This is a genomic window from Arcicella sp. GW822-FHT02H01 (assembly GCF_058802005.1).
Map to the genome: position 1 here is coordinate 3,445,953 of NZ_JBXANT010000001.1, position 15,787 is coordinate 3,461,739.

Consider the following 15,787-nt stretch of genomic DNA (forward strand, 5'->3'; position numbering starts at 1 on the left):
GTCTTTTTTTGTTGTATTTTAGGGATAATAAAACGGTCGAATATCCTCCTTGATTACATAAATTTAAAGTTGTATGTCAATGAAGGGATAGGAGAGCCAAAGATTGTCAATTGGTAGGCTTTTAAACCCTTTTCAGACCTCATGTATACTGAATACGCATTCGCTCGTCCATAAATGTTATACACAGCAAAAGTCCACGAACCTTCCCAACGCTTTTTCTTTAAGCTTGGATTATTAATCGTCCAAGAGAAATCAAGGCGATGATAATCCTTGATTCTATCGTTATTTCTATCTTGGTAAAAAGGATATTTTGCACCATTATATTCTACAAAACCATTAGGTACAGTAAAAGGTCGACCAGTGTTATAAACAAAAGTAAAGCCAAATTCATGATGCTTACTTTGAGCAATACTGATGGTAGCATTAAAACTATGCGGTCTGTCAAAGTTTGTCGCATACCAGTTACCGCTATTGATTTGCTCCTCGAAGCGTTCCCCTACTTTTATTTGATTTAAAGCCCTAGAATAGGTATAATTTATCCAACCGGTAGTAGCTCCTTTTTTCTTACTGACCATAAATTCTAAGCCATAAGCCCTCCCTTTTCCTTGTAATGTTTGCGTTTCAATATAAGGTTGGAATAAAAAATCAGCTCCAGGTTTAAAATCTATGATATTTTGGGTAGTACGATGATAAGCTTCTAAAGAGAACTCATAAACGTTATCTCTTGAGTTTTTAAAATATCCTACTGAGACTAACTCACTTACCTGAGGCTTAATGTATTTATTGCTTGTTGCCCAACGTGATGTAGGCAGTGGTGTTGTTGTATTAGATACTACTTGTAGGTACTGCCTCATTAAACTATAGCCAAACTTAAGTGAGCTTGTTTCATTAAGCGTATATTTTAAGGCTAGGCGTGGTTCAAAGCCGCCATACGATGCTGAGGATTGTCCCGATTGATAAACGGTAGAGTCTATCACACTAAAATCAGATTTAGGCAATGATGGGTCATAATCTCTGACCGTCGTAGGACCCATTGCCCAGTACTGAGAGTATCTAAGTCCGAAGGATAAATTAAGGCGTTTGCTCAGGGCATATTCATCTTCGATATAAATGCCCGATTCTATGCTTTTCTCTTGAGGAGCCGATTTATAATTCACGCTTGTAGATGTCCCCGGATTTAATACTCCCGGATTGATATTATATAAAATTCCGCTTATGCCTACTTCTATTTTATGTAGTGCTGTCGTATAGTTTAAGCTAGATTTTAGTTGATGATATTTAATGCCGGATTCTATTGATACTTTATTGTTACTGTTTAATTCTGGTAACAAAGTTGTAGGTTGATAATTGGTATAAACTGCGACTGTTTGCAAGTTCAGGTTATTATTGAAAGCATGAAACCATTTAAGCGAAGCATTGGCTGTAGTATAATTATACTGCGTGGAGGTAGCATTCACGTTTCCGATAGTCCCTAATAAGTCTGTTTGGAAGAAATCCTTGCTTAAATAGCTTGAAAATGACAACGTGTTTTTCGTGTCTATTTTATAATAAAGTTTGATGGCTACATCATAAAAATTAGCTTTAATATTTTCTAATCTAGGTGGCCCCAACTTGAACAGGAAATCATTGAAAGAGGCTCTTCCCGAAACCATGATGCCTAATTTGTCTTTTATCAAAGGTTGTTCTATGGTCAATCGATTAGATACCAAACTAATTCCTCCTGTCATTTTAAATTTCTCTAAAGAAGGATTTATCATGTAAATATCAATAACAGATGATGCTCTACCACTAAATCTGGCGGGAATACCTCCTTTGTAGAGGTCTAATCCTGCTACGGCGTCAGGAGGAAAAATTGAAAATAACCCAAAAAGGTGTGTTGGATTAAAAATGGGCGTGTCATCTAAGAGAATAAGGTTTTGGTCAGTTGTACCTCCTCTGATATTTACGCCGTTGGCAGCTTCACCAACAGAAGTAACTCCTGGCAACATTTGTAACCCTCTTAAAATATCCGTTTCGCCCATCATCGCTGGGATTCTCTTAATCATTTTTATACTCAAAGGGTTTACGCCTAATAATGGTCGGGCTACATTATTATTACCCCCTTGACTATTAACAATCACTTCGTCTAGTTCTCGGGCTACGTTTACTAAGCTAATATTCAAGCTTAGGTTTTTGTTGTCCACAAATAATCTCATATTAAAAGGGCGATACCCTAAATGACTTATCGAAAGCGAATAAGTACCTTTTTTTAGATACAAAGTGTGTATGCCTGAAGTATCTGATGAAAAATTCACCTTTTGAAAATCTACTCTTACGGTGGCTTCTTTCAAAATATTATTATCACTTGAATCTCTCACGGCTATTTTAATCGTAAAAAATCGCTGTTTGTTAGCTTCTTGTGCGAAGCTGTGGGAAAAGGAAAGCAATAATGTCGTAATCAGGATAAGTATCGTTGTCTTCATTAGTTTCTGAGGGGGATTATTGCCAGCCTTGAGGTTTGATTGGAGTACGAGTGGCACTTTTTTTACAAGCAGCAAAAGGAGCTCTTGGGTCATCAGGAAGCTTAACTGGGTGTCCTAAAATATAAGCACGATCACCCGTAGCAGTTGTTCTATCCACCCAATGGCGTGTCTTTTGAATATTTGCAACACTGAAATAACCTACTATTTTTTCTGATGGATTAGTAATGTTATTAATATTCCCAACGATGGCTGTAGGAGGAGTGTCTGCTAGCCCACCTGTAGATTGTAGTTGCGATTCAAGGTTTTTATAAAAGGTGTAAGCATCTGGAGAAATACACATTTGCTGTATTTCAACCAAACATCCTTTAGGATAATAAAAAGGTATTTGAGCCACTAGTCGACCAGTGATTAAACGACCATCAGATGCCAAATCAGAAAATACGTTTACTTTGCTACTTTTAAAAATAGCATAACATTCGCCCTCACAGTTATAATCTACAGAAGCATCACGCGAGCCAGCGACTGACATACAACTTTGTGTAAAAGTATTATAAACACCATAGTTGCAAGTGGCACATTGTTCAATTCGCTCATAGTGAATAGTTCGCCATAAGTAATAATTTTTTTCTGAGGGATTATCCTGAAAATCTACAAAAACATCGTTGGCCGATTGAAAAGTTTTGCCATCATCTGACACCTTACTTTGGGGATTAAAGGTATCATACGCCTTTAAAATCGGCGAAGTAGAGACTACCTGCTGGGGTGTCGATTCGTATTGTTGGTTATTAGGTAAAGTAAACTTCAAGATATATTTTTCAGAAGGGTTTATCTTCAAATTTGAAGGAGGTGTAAAATTCCCACTTCCTGTTTCAATAAGCTTGATAGCTTGTTTTGAATTAACTAAATAAATAGAAGCTTGGATAGAGGAAATTGATTCTGGACGAATGTACTGGTCTGTATAAACAGAATATCTAATTTTGATGGTGTCGGGGTTTTCTGTGTCATTTGTAAGCAATCCTTCTACGACCAATATTTTATTGTTTTGATTGAAACTAACATCGTACGGATCAATACAGGCATAAAGACCTGTTAAGAAGAGAAGGATTAAAAACAAACGACTAATTGATGAAAAAGTATTGTTCATGTATTTGTTAAATTGGATGGAGTGTTTATTTAAAAGTCATGTGATGATTCAGTATCATCACAATCGGCTGTAGAATTAAATGAATGAGGAATCGTTAAAATGAAACTAGTATGAAAATTTCATTCTTTGAAATTAGTGATAATTTTATATATTGTAACAAAAAAGTACAATCATATTCTTAATATTTTTTAAATGAGACTATCGGGGGATTTTTGCCTATATATAGCAGAATTGTTAAGCTCTTCGCTAAGAATAAAGGTTGCTGATAATGACAAAGGGGTTATCTCAATTACTTGAAATAACCCCTTTTGTATGAATAACTAACTAAACCACAGTACGAATTTTTAATTCATCTAATTGTTTTTGATCGATTGTTGAAGGCGAGTCAATCATGATATCGCGTCCTGAATTGTTTTTCGGGAAGGCAATAAAATCACGGATTGAATCTGAACCACCGAATAAAGAACAAAGACGGTCGAAACCGAATGCTAATCCACCGTGTGGAGGTGCTCCGTATTCAAAAGCATCCATCAAGAAACCGAATTGATGTTTTGCTTCTTCATCCGAGAACCCTAGTACTTCAAACATTTTCGCTTGTAGTTCTTTTTGGAAAATACGAATAGAACCACCGCCTACTTCAACGCCATTGATTACTAAATCGTAAGCGTTTGCACGAATTTTTCCTAATTCTCCTGTTTCCAGATACTGCAAATCCTCTGGTTTAGGGCTAGTGAAAGGGTGGTGCATCGCAAACCAACGGTTTTCGTCTTCGCCATATTCTAATAATGGGAAATCTACCACCCAGTGAGCAGCATATTTTTTAGGGTCACGCAAACCTAAACGATTACCCATTTCAAGGCGTAATTCATTTAATTGTTTACGTACTTTATCACCAGTACCCGAAAGAATCAAGATTAAATCTCCTTTTTCAGCACCGAATGCTTCAGCCCATTTCTTCAAATCTTCTTCAGCATAGAATTTATCTACCGACGATTTTAAGCTTCCATCAGCATTGTAACGAAGGTAAATCATACCTTTCGCACCAATTTGCGGACGCTTTACAAAGTCAGTCAATTCGTCAACTTGCTTACGTGTATATTCTGCACAACCTTTGGCATTGATACCCACTACGACATCGGCAGCGTCGAATACAGGAAAATCTTTTCCAGAAGTCAAATCTATTTCGTCACTTTTCAATTCCACAAACTTCATGTCAAAACGAATGTCTGGTTTGTCAGAACCGTAATATTTCATGGCGTGTGCATACGTCATACGTGATACTTCGCCCAATTCCATATTTTTTACATTCAAGAATAAATGGCGAATCAAGCCTTCAAACATATTCAATACGTCTTCTTGCTCGATAAACGACATTTCACAGTCAATCTGAGTAAACTCTGGCTGACGGTCAGCACGTAAATCTTCATCACGAAAACATTTTACGATTTGGTAGTAGCGGTCAAAGCCTGAAACCATCAATAATTGCTTGAATGTTTGTGGTGATTGTGGTAAAGCATAAAACTCCCCTGGGTTCATTCTTGAAGGAACGACAAAGTCTCTTGCTCCTTCGGGAGTAGACTTTATCAACACAGGGGTTTCTACTTCTATAAAATCTTGTTTGTCGAGATAATCTCTTGTGAAACGCGCCACTTGATGACGTAACTGTAAGTTAGCTCTTACAGGATTACGACGTAAATCGAGATAACGATATTTCATACGAATATCATCACCACCATCTGTGTCGTCTTCAATCAAAAATGGAGGCAATTTTGCTGGGTTGAGTACTTCTAAAGAAGTAACTTTTATTTCAACATCACCAGTCGGAATTTTATCGTTTTTAGAAAGACGTTCAACTACATTACCTGTCGCAGCAATAACAAATTCACGACCGAAGGTACGAGCCAAATCTAACACTTCTTTAGGCGTTTTGCCTTCTTCAAGCATCAACTGCGTGATACCGTAGCGGTCACGGAGATCAATCCAGATCATACCGCCTTTGTCACGAGTTTTCTGTACCCATCCACAGAGGGTAACCGTTTGGTTTACATTTGTGAGGCGGAGTTCGCCATTATTGTGTGTTCTGAGCATAAAGAATTATATCCTGCCACAGGCTTTGTTGCGAAAATCAATAGGAATTTTCCAATTCCAGATAGGCAGAAACTTGTGGTAAGTTTTTATTTTTTGCAAAATTACAGAAATTAGACGTTTTGAAAACTATTTGATTGGTTTAAAGATTGGTATTTATAGCATGATTGATAAAATAGATTGAATAAATTAAATATTTTTAGGTACGATTCTAAAAAATCGGGCTATGATTTATGAAGAAAGTAGCAATAATTGGAGCAGGCATTGCGGGCATTGCAACCGCCATTCGGTTGGCTCATAAAGGTTTTGAAGTAACTGTTTTTGAAGCAAATGCTTATGCTGGAGGCAAATTAAGCAGTTTTGAGTGCGAAGGGTATCGTTTTGATGCAGGGCCTTCTTTGTTTACTTTGCCTCATTTGGTAGACGAACTTTTTGAGTTAACAGGCAAAAACCCTCAAGAATATTTTAATTATGTAAAGTTGCCAGATATTTGTCATTATTTTTGGGAAGATGCTACAAAACTTACCGCTTGGGCTGAAACTGAGCGATTTGCAAACGAAGTTGAGCAGGTTACGGGTGAGCCTGCACAGAAAATTCTGGATTTCTTGAAAGATAGTGCTTTTAAATATGAAGTGCTGGACGGACTCTTTTTACAAGACTCATTGCATAAACTTTCTACATGGACATCGATGAAAGCCTTCAAGGGTTATCTGAATTTACCCAAGCTCGGTATTTTCGGAACGATGAATCAGGCGAATGAAAAACTGTTTAAGAACCCTAAGGTTGTACAACTCTTCAATCGTTATGCCACTTACAACGGTTCAGACCCTTATCAAACCCCTGCTACGCTCAATATTATTCCTCATTTAGAATACAATATAGGAGCATTCTTTCCAAAAAAAGGTATGGTTTCTATCACAGATTCATTGGTAAAACTGTCCGAAGATTTGGGTGTAACATTCAACTATAAAAGCAAAGTAGAAGAAATACTACTAACCAACAAAAAAGCGGCGGGCATTCGATTCAGTAATTCATCAGGGCAACATATCGAGCAAAATGTTGACATAGTGGTTTCTAACATGGATGTAACCCATACCTATCGCAAGCTTATGCCCACTCAACAGCATCCTGAGCGATTATTAAATCAACCAAAGAGCAGTTCGGGCGTAATTTTTTATTGGGGTATCAAAAAACAGTTTGCCGAATTGGGGCTACATAATATTTTCTTTAGTGACGACTATCGGAAAGAGTTTCAGACAATGTTTAATGATAAAACCATTACATCCGACCCTACGGTTTATATCAATATTACCTCCAAATTAAAAAAAGATGATGCTCCCGAAGGCTGTGAAAACTGGTTTGTACTCATCAATGCGCCAGCCAATGAAGGACAAGACTGGGATAAAATCATTGCTGATACTCGCCAAAATGTGATTAAGAAAGTATCAAGGATATTAAAAGTAGATATTTCCGACTTAGTAGTATGCGAAGAAATTCTTGACCCACGAACTATTGAATCGAAAACGTCGTCGGCACAAGGCGCTTTGTATGGCAATTCATCCAACAATCGTTATGCTGCCTTTTTAAGACACGCAAATTTTTCGTCCAAGATAAAAAATCTATATTTTGTGGGAGGTAGCGTACACCCTGGCGGAGGTATTCCTTTGGCGATTTCCTCGGCCAAGATTGCTTGTAAATATATCGATGCTTAGAATAATAATAGTATCAATTAGGGGTTTTTAGTGTATCATTTGTCTTGCTTAAAACTAAAGCTTTATAAAATATGAAAAGACTAATCGCTATACTGGTTTTGATGATTTTAGGAGGAAAGATTACTGCTCAGAATGTCTTTACCAAAATCCCGACCTTGCCTCATACACACGAGGTAGATATTTTTTTCTTGCATGAATTGCCCATCACAGAACCTTATTTTAAAACATTGATGATTGAAACCGATGGCAATGATTATAACGATGCCATCGTACAGCTCAAGCAAAAAGCACAGTCTGTAGGGGCTGATGCGGTAATTATCCTGAACTATGATAGGGGACATTTGATAAGCGTTGGAGCGAAGTATAAAAAAAATATGGCAAGTATTGATTCTACCGTGGCTTTTTTAAAAACTATCAGAGTAGTGCCTATTAATAACAACAAAGGCAGTGGTGATATTCAATTTGATATTGACGGAACGATTAAGCCTAATCAGAGCAAAGAACTAATTAATTATTTTGAAGACAATATTTTGAACTATGATTTTGATTTTCTGATAAGCGATAAGTCATCTCGTTGGCAAGAAACCGCTGATATTTATAATCGCATTGAAAGACGAAAATTAAAAAATAATAACGGGACAGTAGTAAAAAAGGTAACGCTGAATTATGTTAATAGCAATAGTAAAATTCCACAGGTTTTAGACGTAGACGACCTCAATCAAAATTATGCCTCCTCGTCAATGTGGCATACTGAAAGATTATTCCCCGTGTATAATAACATAGGTAAACTTACTGAACTAAGTGTTTATTGGAAAAATGCATTGGTGCGTCGTCAACAATTATTTTATGATGCCAAAAATCGATTAATCATGGCTGATTGGGTAAAATTTGAAAATCAGAAGCCAATTCCTTTCCTCCGAGTAGAGTATGAATATTATAAAAATGCGGATTTGAAATTGTAATCTTGCGTACATTCGTAAAGTTTTAGAACTTTGCCTTATCAAATTTAAAATTTACGAATTACATAAAGAGATGCTTCAAAGAATTCAGACCTTATTATTACTTGTCGTTGCCGTAGCAATGGCATCAGTAACAGTTTTACCTATCTGGGAAAAAAATAGTGCTTTGTTGAATGAAAGGGTAGTGTTAACTGCTTTTAACCTTGAACATTGGAAAGAGAATGCTTGTATCAGCACAGCTAGTACTGCTGCTATTGGTATTTTAGCAATTATCGTTGTTTCGATTGCGATTTTTTCAATTACACAATACAAAAAAAGGGTATTGCAGATGACGTTAGGTTTAATCAATTCGCTATTGATTGCCATAACGCTGGGGATTACTTTTTATGAAGTATTTAAAGTAGGCGTACCTATGTTTGAGCCAGAAGTACAAGGAAATTACGGTGCTGGTTTTGTAGCGTCAGTAGTAGCGATGTTAGCCAACATGATTGCTAATCGTTTTATTCGTAGGGATGAAATGTTAGTGAAATCTTCTGATAGAATGAGATAGGTTTTAAATATTTTACCCGCAGATTTACAGAGATTTTTATCGCTGATTTTCGCAGATAGTATATGTTCTGTGAAAATCAGCGTTTTTTATCTGCCAAATCAGTGGGTAAATATAAAATCAATTTTTTACTATAAATTTTATCTTTTCCTTACCCGCAGATTTACAGAGATTTTTATCGCTGATTTTCGGAGATAGTATATGTCTGCGAAAATCAGCGTTTTTAATCAGCAAAATCAGCGGGTAAAAACTTACTTCGCCACTGACTTAATATGATATTCCTGTATTAAAGCAGGGTTCTCTGGCGTCAGGGTAAAGCTAATTTCAATATTGGCTTTTTCGCCTTCTAATACAAAAGTACCTCTCAGGTTATTCTCTGGCTTAATTTCTTTTATTCCTACAATCTTTCCTGCATTTTCAAAAATAGGTGTTGCTTCTTTCTGCAAGCTTGGCACGAAATAATCAAGGAAGAAGTTCTCTGCAAAAATGCCACTCGTTTCAGCATTTTTCCAAGTAGGCAACAGTGCTGTTAGCTCATTAATTCGTTGTTTCAGAATAGGCGAAACAGGAATTGGCTTAGGTTTTAGTTTAGCTAACGCTACTAAAGTATCCAATACTTGTATATTAAAATAACCAGCGTTGGCATAAGTAAGATTACTAAATGAAATTACGCCAATGCCATAATCTTGTAAGATGCGCCAGTTACTACCAAAGCCCGGTAAACCTCCACTATGCCCAACCGAACGCCTGCCTTCGGCATCTGTAGACTGCCCTAAACCATATCCATAAGCACTTGCCATAGCCACCTTACGACCTGTAGGATATTTATAATTTTGGTTTATGCCAATAAACTGCCAAGGTTGTTGCATTTCTCGAACGGAACTTCTTTTTACAGGCCCTTTTTCAATACCGTCGCTAGCTGGCCACACAGATTGATGAAAAGCTACATATTTACTAAAGTCTTCTATGGTTGTAATCATTCCGCCCATTGCCCCATAAGCACCGTCGTGTAATAATGGTTGTTCTACCCATTGTTCGTTTAACCAACGGTAACCATGTGCCAATTGTTCTGCGGGCACTTTGCTGTATTCCCAATAGGTATTGTTCATTCCTAAAGGCTTTAAAATATTCTCGTTGATGTATTGTTGATACGACTGTCCAGAAACTTTTTTGATGATATATCCCAACATCGCAAAACCCATGTTACTGTATTCATAAGCGGTACTTGGGTTATTAGAGAACGTAATTCCCTTTTTGAACATTTTTAGCATGGCTTCATCGCTGATAGCCAACTGACGATCGCCCCAAGGATTATCTTCAGGAAAACCTGCCGAATGCGTTAACAAATTACGGACAGTAATGTCTGGAGCATCTTTCGTCAACAAATGTTGCCCTTTTAACTCAGGGATGTACAAATACGCAGGATTATCCAACTTTAGTTTGCCTTCATCCCTTAATTTCAAAATAGCCATAGCCGTAAAGCTTTTCGACATGCTGGCAATTCTAAAATCTGACTGTATGGAAGCGGGTGTTTTTTTATCAAGATTGCTATAGCCCACAGCACCCGAATGTATTAATTTGCCATCTACCACTAAGCCATACGTAAAAGCAGGATAATGGTTTTTTTCAGCATAAGCTTTAAAAATTTGGTCGATTTGAGGTAAGCTAGCTTTAATATTTTTTAAGCGTTCGTCTTCATTTTGCGCCTTTATTGGGTAGCTAGATAATAAACAAAGAAAAAGGCAGAGAGATAGTAGTTTTTTATAAATCATCTGTTTGTTGAGTTTGTGAGTATGATGTGAAAAGAATAAACCAAAATACTTAAATTATTAGATAATATACCGTATAAAAATGAAATTAATTAACAAATATTTGACGACAGTGAATAGCTATTCAAATAGCATTTTTCAAAATCTTCACAGCGTCTTCGGTTTCTTTAAAATTCATGGAAGCAAAACCTATTCTACAAGCATTCTCAGACGGATATGCTGACCCATCTGAGATATAAAGTCCATTTTTAGCCACTTTTTTAGCAAGGTCTATTAAAGAAATACTGTTGTCAAACTTTGTCCAGATAGCCATACCGCCATCAGGAATTTTAAAGTCGATAACATTCCCCAATTCCTTTTTCAATAAATCACAAGTAAAGTCTCGTCGTTCTTTATAGATTTTCAACACTTTTGCGGCATGGCGTTTTAGCGTCCCGTTTTCCAACATATCTGCTAACGATAATTCCAGAATGGTATCACCTTGTCGGTCTATAATACGCCTAAGCTTGGCGAGTTCTTGAATGATTTCTTGATTTGCTACGACATAACCCACCCGAAAAGTAGGCGCAATTTTTTTAGTAAACGAACCAATATACACGACCAAACCATGTCGGTCGGCACTTGCTAAAGGCAATACTGGTCGATTGGCATAATGGAAGTCATAATCATAGTCATCCTCAATAATATAAAAACGATACTTTTCTGCCAAAGCCAATAGTTTAATCCTTCGTTCGGGTGTAAGCGTCACCGTAGTAGGATGGTAATGATGTGAAGTAACGTAAATTGCTTTAATGGGTTTTTTGAGGCAAATCTCTTCAATGGCATCCACCATGATTCCGTCTTCATCAATAGGAATAGTATTAATTTTTGCTCCTAACGTGGCAAAAGTCATATTGGTTGCTGGATAATTTAAAGCACCCACAATTACTTCATCACCTTTTTCAAATAATGCTAAGCCAACTAAATAAATAGCCATCTGGCTTCCTCTAGTAGTAATAATCTGTTCAGGTGATGTATTCATACCCCGTGTTTCATTCAACACTTTTGAAAAAGTTTCACGAAGTCGCCATGTACCATACACAGAGGAATAATTAAGTACTGAAGGTTCACCAAACTTAATATAATGAGCATACAAACGAGCTAATTCGTCTCTAGGTGCTAAGCGTACATCAGGTAGTCCATCATTAAAGGCTAGTCTTTGTGTAATAACAATAGGAATTTTTACGTGGACATTCTTAGGAAAATCCATTGAAAAGTTGTCTTTGCCTTCTTCCTGAAAGTCTTTTTGTGATAATAAAATGGGCTTTACATTGGGTAGATGTTGGGCAATGAAGGTTCCTTTTTTAGGCAATACCTCAATCCAACCCTGCGAATACAATTCATCGTAGGCTGCCACAACAGTTTTACGATGTAGAGCCAGAAGCTCTGCCATTTGTCGGGAACTCAACAATTTTGTACCTTTTTTCAGAATACCCGATTGGATATTCTTGATGATTTCATTGGCTATTTGTACATAAACAGGCAAAGAAGCATCCTTCCTGATGTCAAGCAAGGTTTTATAAGGAATTTCCATCTGGACTACTTGTATGTAAAATTGTGGAGTACTAAACTAATCCAGTAAAGATAGAAATTTGTAAATAATCTTGACAGAAAACCCCAATTAAAAATATGGCAACATTACCAATTACCGAAAGAACAAAAATTAGTCGTGCAGCAAAAAAAGGCGATTATACTGAAGAAACTATCCATAGTATTTTAGATGAAGGGCTTTTCTGCCATGTTTCTTATGTCGAAAGAGAAATACCCATGTGTATTCCGACAGGCTATGGTCGTATCGGCAATACATTATACATTCATGGTTCAGTGGGCAGTCATTTTATGCGTGCTATTGCCGATGGCAGAACCGTTTGTATTAGTGTATCTTTGATTGATGGACTAGTATTAGCGAGGTCAGCTTTTAGTCACTCAGTCAATTATCGCTCTGTGATTATGTTTGCCCCAGGGACAGTGGTTACAGACGAAACCGAGCGGTGGAATGCACTAGAAGCCATTACAGAACAATTTATTGCAGAGCGTTGGGATAATGTTCGTCTACCCACTAAAAGTGAAATGCAGAAAACAATGGTTATCTCGTTTCCTTTAGAAGAAGCTTCAGCAAAAACAAGAACAGGACCACCTAATGATGATGAGGAAGATTATGATTTTCCCGTTTGGGCGGGCGTTTTACCTTTGAAATTACAGGCACAAAACCCTATTCCAGATCCAAAAATGCAATTTGATATACCTGTGCCGGAATATGTTAGTAAATTAGTTAGTAAATGAGTGAGTTGTGAGTTAGTGATTAATTATTTTAGTCTATAGAAATAATAATCACTCATTCACAATTCACTAACTCACAATTATAAAACTCATGCAAATCCTACCTCCATCACCCGAAGAAAATTTTGGTCTTTTTAGTAATTATATCAACAAAGTAAATACCGTTGAATTACTAAAAGGCCTAGAAGACAACCAAGAAATACTGATTCAAAAAATGCTTTCATTGGATGAAGCAACATTAAATTATCAATATCAGCCTAACAAATGGACTATCAAAGAAGTGGTAGGCCACGTGATTGATACAGAAAGAATTTTTGCTTACCGTGCTTTACGCTTTGCCCGTCACGATAATACTCCTTTGGCTGGCTATGATGAAGTATTGTATGGTGATACATCCAATGCTGGGCAACGAACGATTCAAGATTTACTAGAAGAATTTACGGCTGTCCGTAAAGCTACCATTACTTTATTCAAAAGTTTTAATGAAAAAATGCTTGAAGAAAGAGGCGTAGCTAGCAGTTTTACTATTTCTGTACGAGGTATGGGCTATGCTATTTTAGGGCATTGTACGCATCATTTGCAAATTATTGATGAGCGATATTTATAAAGGAAATGATTTTTAGCTTTAATATACCATACGCTGGCTAAGATAAATGGATAGAGAATAACATAAAGTATTGTTATTTTTAGATATTGTTGGTTATTTCGTGTAAATATTGCTTGAAAAATGACCAATCCCATTAAAAGTACACAACTATCGCAAGAACAATTGCTCTGGAATCATTTCAGAGCAGGTGACGAAGTGGCTTTTACGCAATTATCTAAGCAATATTATAAAACGTTGGTGCATTATGGCAGAAAGTTTACATCCAACAATCAAATTATTGAAGATGCCATTCAAGACTTGTTGATAAAATTATGGGTTCGTCGTGCTTCTCTTAATGAAGTAGAATCTGTAAAGTTTTATTTATTAAGGGCTTTCAGAAACCAACTTTTCAAAACATTACAACTTTTCAAGGCCGTTCCTTTAGAAGATGATTTTAACGATATTCATGTAGAGGATTCTTCTGAAATCTCTTTTATCGCAGAAGAATCCTCTAATAGTATCAATAGCAAAGTATCTTCTTCGTTAAAACAGTTGCCAGAAAGACAACGCGAAATCCTGTACCTTCGATTTTACCAAGACCTTCGGGTGGAGGAAATCGCTCAATTGCTCCAAATAAAACCACAGTCTGTCAGTAATACTATTCAAAGAGCTTTGGCTACTATTCGCGAAAACTGGGAACTTGTGTTATTGCTATTCTGCTGGTTTGCTTTCTAATATTTTACCTCCTCTCTCATTATATCTCCCTTATTAGCATTTTAAAATTGGTTTTTATCAAACCGAAAGGCTTGATAATTAGTAAAATACGAAGCCAAAAAAGAGATTTGTATAATTTTATTAAAAAATTGTCTTTTTTGTGAGTATCCGATGACTCCTTTTGGGATGTTAGCATTAGAACAGCTATTTCAAGCATTTTATGATAACTAATAAAGAATTTCAAGAGCTATTGGAAAATCCAAGTTTCAGGACTTGGGTATTTGATAGAAATTCACAAGATGGTGCTTACTGGACATCTTGGATAGCAGCAGATATAGATAGAAAGGAACTTGTAGAACATGCCCGAGATTTCTTATTGTCGATTCAAGGAGAAGTTGTTGATTTGGAAGATCAGTATATCGACTCTCAGATTCAGAAAGCACTCACCGAAGCTAAAAAACAAGAGCATTTACCAGAAGAAGAAGTAGAAATAACCGAAGTGGTTCCGCTTTGGAGAAGATATTGGACCGTAGCGGCCTCTGTTATCTTATTGATAGGTGTGAGTTGGTTTTTCTTGAATAAGAATGAAGCAAAACAAGAATATGCCCTCTATCAAAAACAAACCTCTGATGCAAAGGCGAATAGTGAACTTGTAGAGGTGATTAATGATGGAGAAAAAAGTAAGTTAGTACAGTTGCCTGATGGAAGCTCCATTGTGCTACAAAAAAATAGCCGATTGAGCTATCAGAAAGCTTTTAATAATAACAAAAGAGAGGTATATCTAGTTGGTGAAGCCTTTTTTGAAGTAGCCAAAAATCCTGAACGTCCATTTTTTGTATATGCCAATGAATTGATTACCAAGGTACTAGGAACAAGCTTTACCATAAAGGCTTTTGGAAAAGATAAAGACATTCGGGTAATTGTAAAAACGGGGAAAGTATCTGTTTTTACTCAGCATGATGAAAGTGCTTCACAGCTTAAAAATAATAGAGAATTAACGGGGATGGTTTTAACGGCTAACCAACAGGCAATCTACCAACGTCAGGAAATTAGGTTAGTGAAAGCCATTGTGGATAATCCTGTGATATTAACATTACCGATTGAAAACCAGAAGTTTGAATTTAATGCAACCCCTATTTCAGAAGTATTTAGCATCCTTGAAAAATCGTATGGTGTGGATATTGTTTACGACGAAGAAGTAATGTCTAAATGCAGCATTACGGCAAAACTGGGTGATGAACCTCTTTTTGAAAAACTAAAATGGATTTGTTCGATTACAGAAGCTAGTTATGAGGTTTTAGACGGACAAATTATTATTTCTGGTAAACCTTGCAAGTAATTTAACATGAGTACTACATAATCAATAAAAAAGGTGAACGATGTTGACGCATCATTCACCTAGAATGTCCCCTTCGCTTTGCTTCGACACAAACATCCAGAAATGGATGAGGGGATTCCTTTGCCAATTCTTTCCAACTAACAAATTATTC

General features: G+C 36.5%; 12 protein-coding genes. 7 read left to right on the top strand and 5 right to left on the bottom strand.

Translation table 11 applies throughout. From position 1 onward, the window contains the following. Positions 1–53: 53 nt before the first annotated feature. From AC1RNE_RS14485 to aspS, 3 genes are all read right to left on the bottom strand, one after another. Positions 54–2,519, bottom strand: a complete 2,466-nt coding sequence (locus AC1RNE_RS14485; protein WP_492801740.1) for a TonB-dependent receptor — start codon at positions 2,517–2,519, stop codon at positions 54–56. After that, positions 2,479–3,606 (bottom strand): DUF4249 domain-containing protein, encoded by a 1,128-nt coding sequence (locus AC1RNE_RS14490; protein WP_492801741.1) that lies wholly within the window; start codon positions 3,604–3,606, stop codon positions 2,479–2,481. The genes AC1RNE_RS14485 and AC1RNE_RS14490 overlap by 41 nt, the downstream gene beginning before the upstream one ends. Before the next feature lie 324 nt (positions 3,607–3,930). Further along, positions 3,931–5,694 (bottom strand): aspartate--tRNA ligase, encoded by a 1,764-nt coding sequence (gene aspS / locus AC1RNE_RS14495; protein ID WP_323246571.1) that lies wholly within the window; start codon positions 5,692–5,694, stop codon positions 3,931–3,933. A 230-nt stretch (positions 5,695–5,924) separates the two neighbouring features. Between aspS and crtD the strand changes: the two genes are divergently transcribed. The 3 genes from crtD (at position 5,925) to AC1RNE_RS14510 (ending at position 8,912) form a co-directional block, all read left to right on the top strand. Continuing rightward, complete coding sequence (gene crtD / locus AC1RNE_RS14500) at positions 5,925–7,403, top strand: 1-hydroxycarotenoid 3,4-desaturase CrtD (protein ID WP_492801743.1); 1,479 nt, start codon at positions 5,925–5,927, stop codon at positions 7,401–7,403. A gap of 71 nt (positions 7,404–7,474) precedes the next feature. Continuing rightward, positions 7,475–8,365 (top strand): hypothetical protein, encoded by an 891-nt coding sequence (locus AC1RNE_RS14505; protein ID WP_492801744.1) that lies wholly within the window; start codon positions 7,475–7,477, stop codon positions 8,363–8,365. A gap of 70 nt (positions 8,366–8,435) precedes the next feature. Beyond that, positions 8,436–8,912, top strand: coding sequence for a DUF4293 domain-containing protein (locus tag AC1RNE_RS14510; protein WP_492801746.1), 477 nt, complete (start codon positions 8,436–8,438; stop codon positions 8,910–8,912). A gap of 248 nt (positions 8,913–9,160) precedes the next feature. Here the strand turns inward: AC1RNE_RS14510 and AC1RNE_RS14515 are convergent, their stop codons facing one another. Continuing rightward, the gene (locus AC1RNE_RS14515) at positions 9,161–10,681 is read right to left on the bottom strand and encodes a serine hydrolase domain-containing protein (RefSeq protein ID WP_492801748.1); all 1,521 of its coding nucleotides are present in this window, start codon (positions 10,679–10,681) and stop codon (positions 9,161–9,163) included. 121 nt (positions 10,682–10,802) lie between these two features. After that, positions 10,803–12,251 (bottom strand): MocR-like pyridoxine biosynthesis transcription factor PdxR, encoded by a 1,449-nt coding sequence (gene pdxR / locus AC1RNE_RS14520; protein ID WP_492801749.1) that lies wholly within the window; start codon positions 12,249–12,251, stop codon positions 10,803–10,805. A gap of 95 nt (positions 12,252–12,346) precedes the next feature. Here pdxR and AC1RNE_RS14525 point away from each other — a divergent pair, with 95 nt between their 5' ends. The 4 genes from AC1RNE_RS14525 (at position 12,347) to AC1RNE_RS14540 (ending at position 15,636) form a co-directional block, all read left to right on the top strand. Further along, complete coding sequence (locus tag AC1RNE_RS14525; RefSeq protein WP_492801751.1) at positions 12,347–13,000, top strand: pyridoxamine 5'-phosphate oxidase family protein; 654 nt, start codon at positions 12,347–12,349, stop codon at positions 12,998–13,000. An 88-nt stretch (positions 13,001–13,088) separates the two neighbouring features. After that, positions 13,089–13,604: a DinB family protein gene (locus AC1RNE_RS14530; protein WP_492801752.1), complete on the top strand. Its 516-nt coding sequence runs from the start codon at positions 13,089–13,091 to the stop codon at positions 13,602–13,604. A 120-nt stretch (positions 13,605–13,724) separates the two neighbouring features. After that, positions 13,725–14,318: an RNA polymerase sigma factor gene (locus AC1RNE_RS14535; RefSeq protein ID WP_492801754.1), complete on the top strand. Its 594-nt coding sequence runs from the start codon at positions 13,725–13,727 to the stop codon at positions 14,316–14,318. Between the two features lie 199 nt (positions 14,319–14,517). Continuing rightward, a complete protein-coding gene (locus AC1RNE_RS14540) occupies positions 14,518–15,636 on the top strand; it encodes a FecR family protein (RefSeq protein WP_492801756.1) in 1,119 nt (372 codons plus the stop codon). Positions 15,637–15,787: the final 151 nt, after the last annotated feature.

Coding starts and splice junctions, on each gene's coding strand:
- AC1RNE_RS14490 (WP_492801741.1), bottom strand. CDS start 3,606: ATGAACAATACTTTTTCATCAATTAGTCGTTTGTTTTTAATCCTTCTC.
- aspS (WP_323246571.1), bottom strand. CDS start 5,694: ATGCTCAGAACACACAATAATGGCGAACTCCGCCTCACAAATGTAAAC.
- crtD (WP_492801743.1), top strand. CDS start 5,925: ATGAAGAAAGTAGCAATAATTGGAGCAGGCATTGCGGGCATTGCAACC.
- AC1RNE_RS14505 (WP_492801744.1), top strand. CDS start 7,475: ATGAAAAGACTAATCGCTATACTGGTTTTGATGATTTTAGGAGGAAAG.
- AC1RNE_RS14510 (WP_492801746.1), top strand. CDS start 8,436: ATGCTTCAAAGAATTCAGACCTTATTATTACTTGTCGTTGCCGTAGCA.
- AC1RNE_RS14515 (WP_492801748.1), bottom strand. CDS start 10,681: ATGATTTATAAAAAACTACTATCTCTCTGCCTTTTTCTTTGTTTATTA.
- pdxR (WP_492801749.1), bottom strand. CDS start 12,251: ATGGAAATTCCTTATAAAACCTTGCTTGACATCAGGAAGGATGCTTCT.
- AC1RNE_RS14525 (WP_492801751.1), top strand. CDS start 12,347: ATGGCAACATTACCAATTACCGAAAGAACAAAAATTAGTCGTGCAGCA.
- AC1RNE_RS14530 (WP_492801752.1), top strand. CDS start 13,089: ATGCAAATCCTACCTCCATCACCCGAAGAAAATTTTGGTCTTTTTAGT.
- AC1RNE_RS14535 (WP_492801754.1), top strand. CDS start 13,725: ATGACCAATCCCATTAAAAGTACACAACTATCGCAAGAACAATTGCTC.
- AC1RNE_RS14540 (WP_492801756.1), top strand. CDS start 14,518: ATGATAACTAATAAAGAATTTCAAGAGCTATTGGAAAATCCAAGTTTC.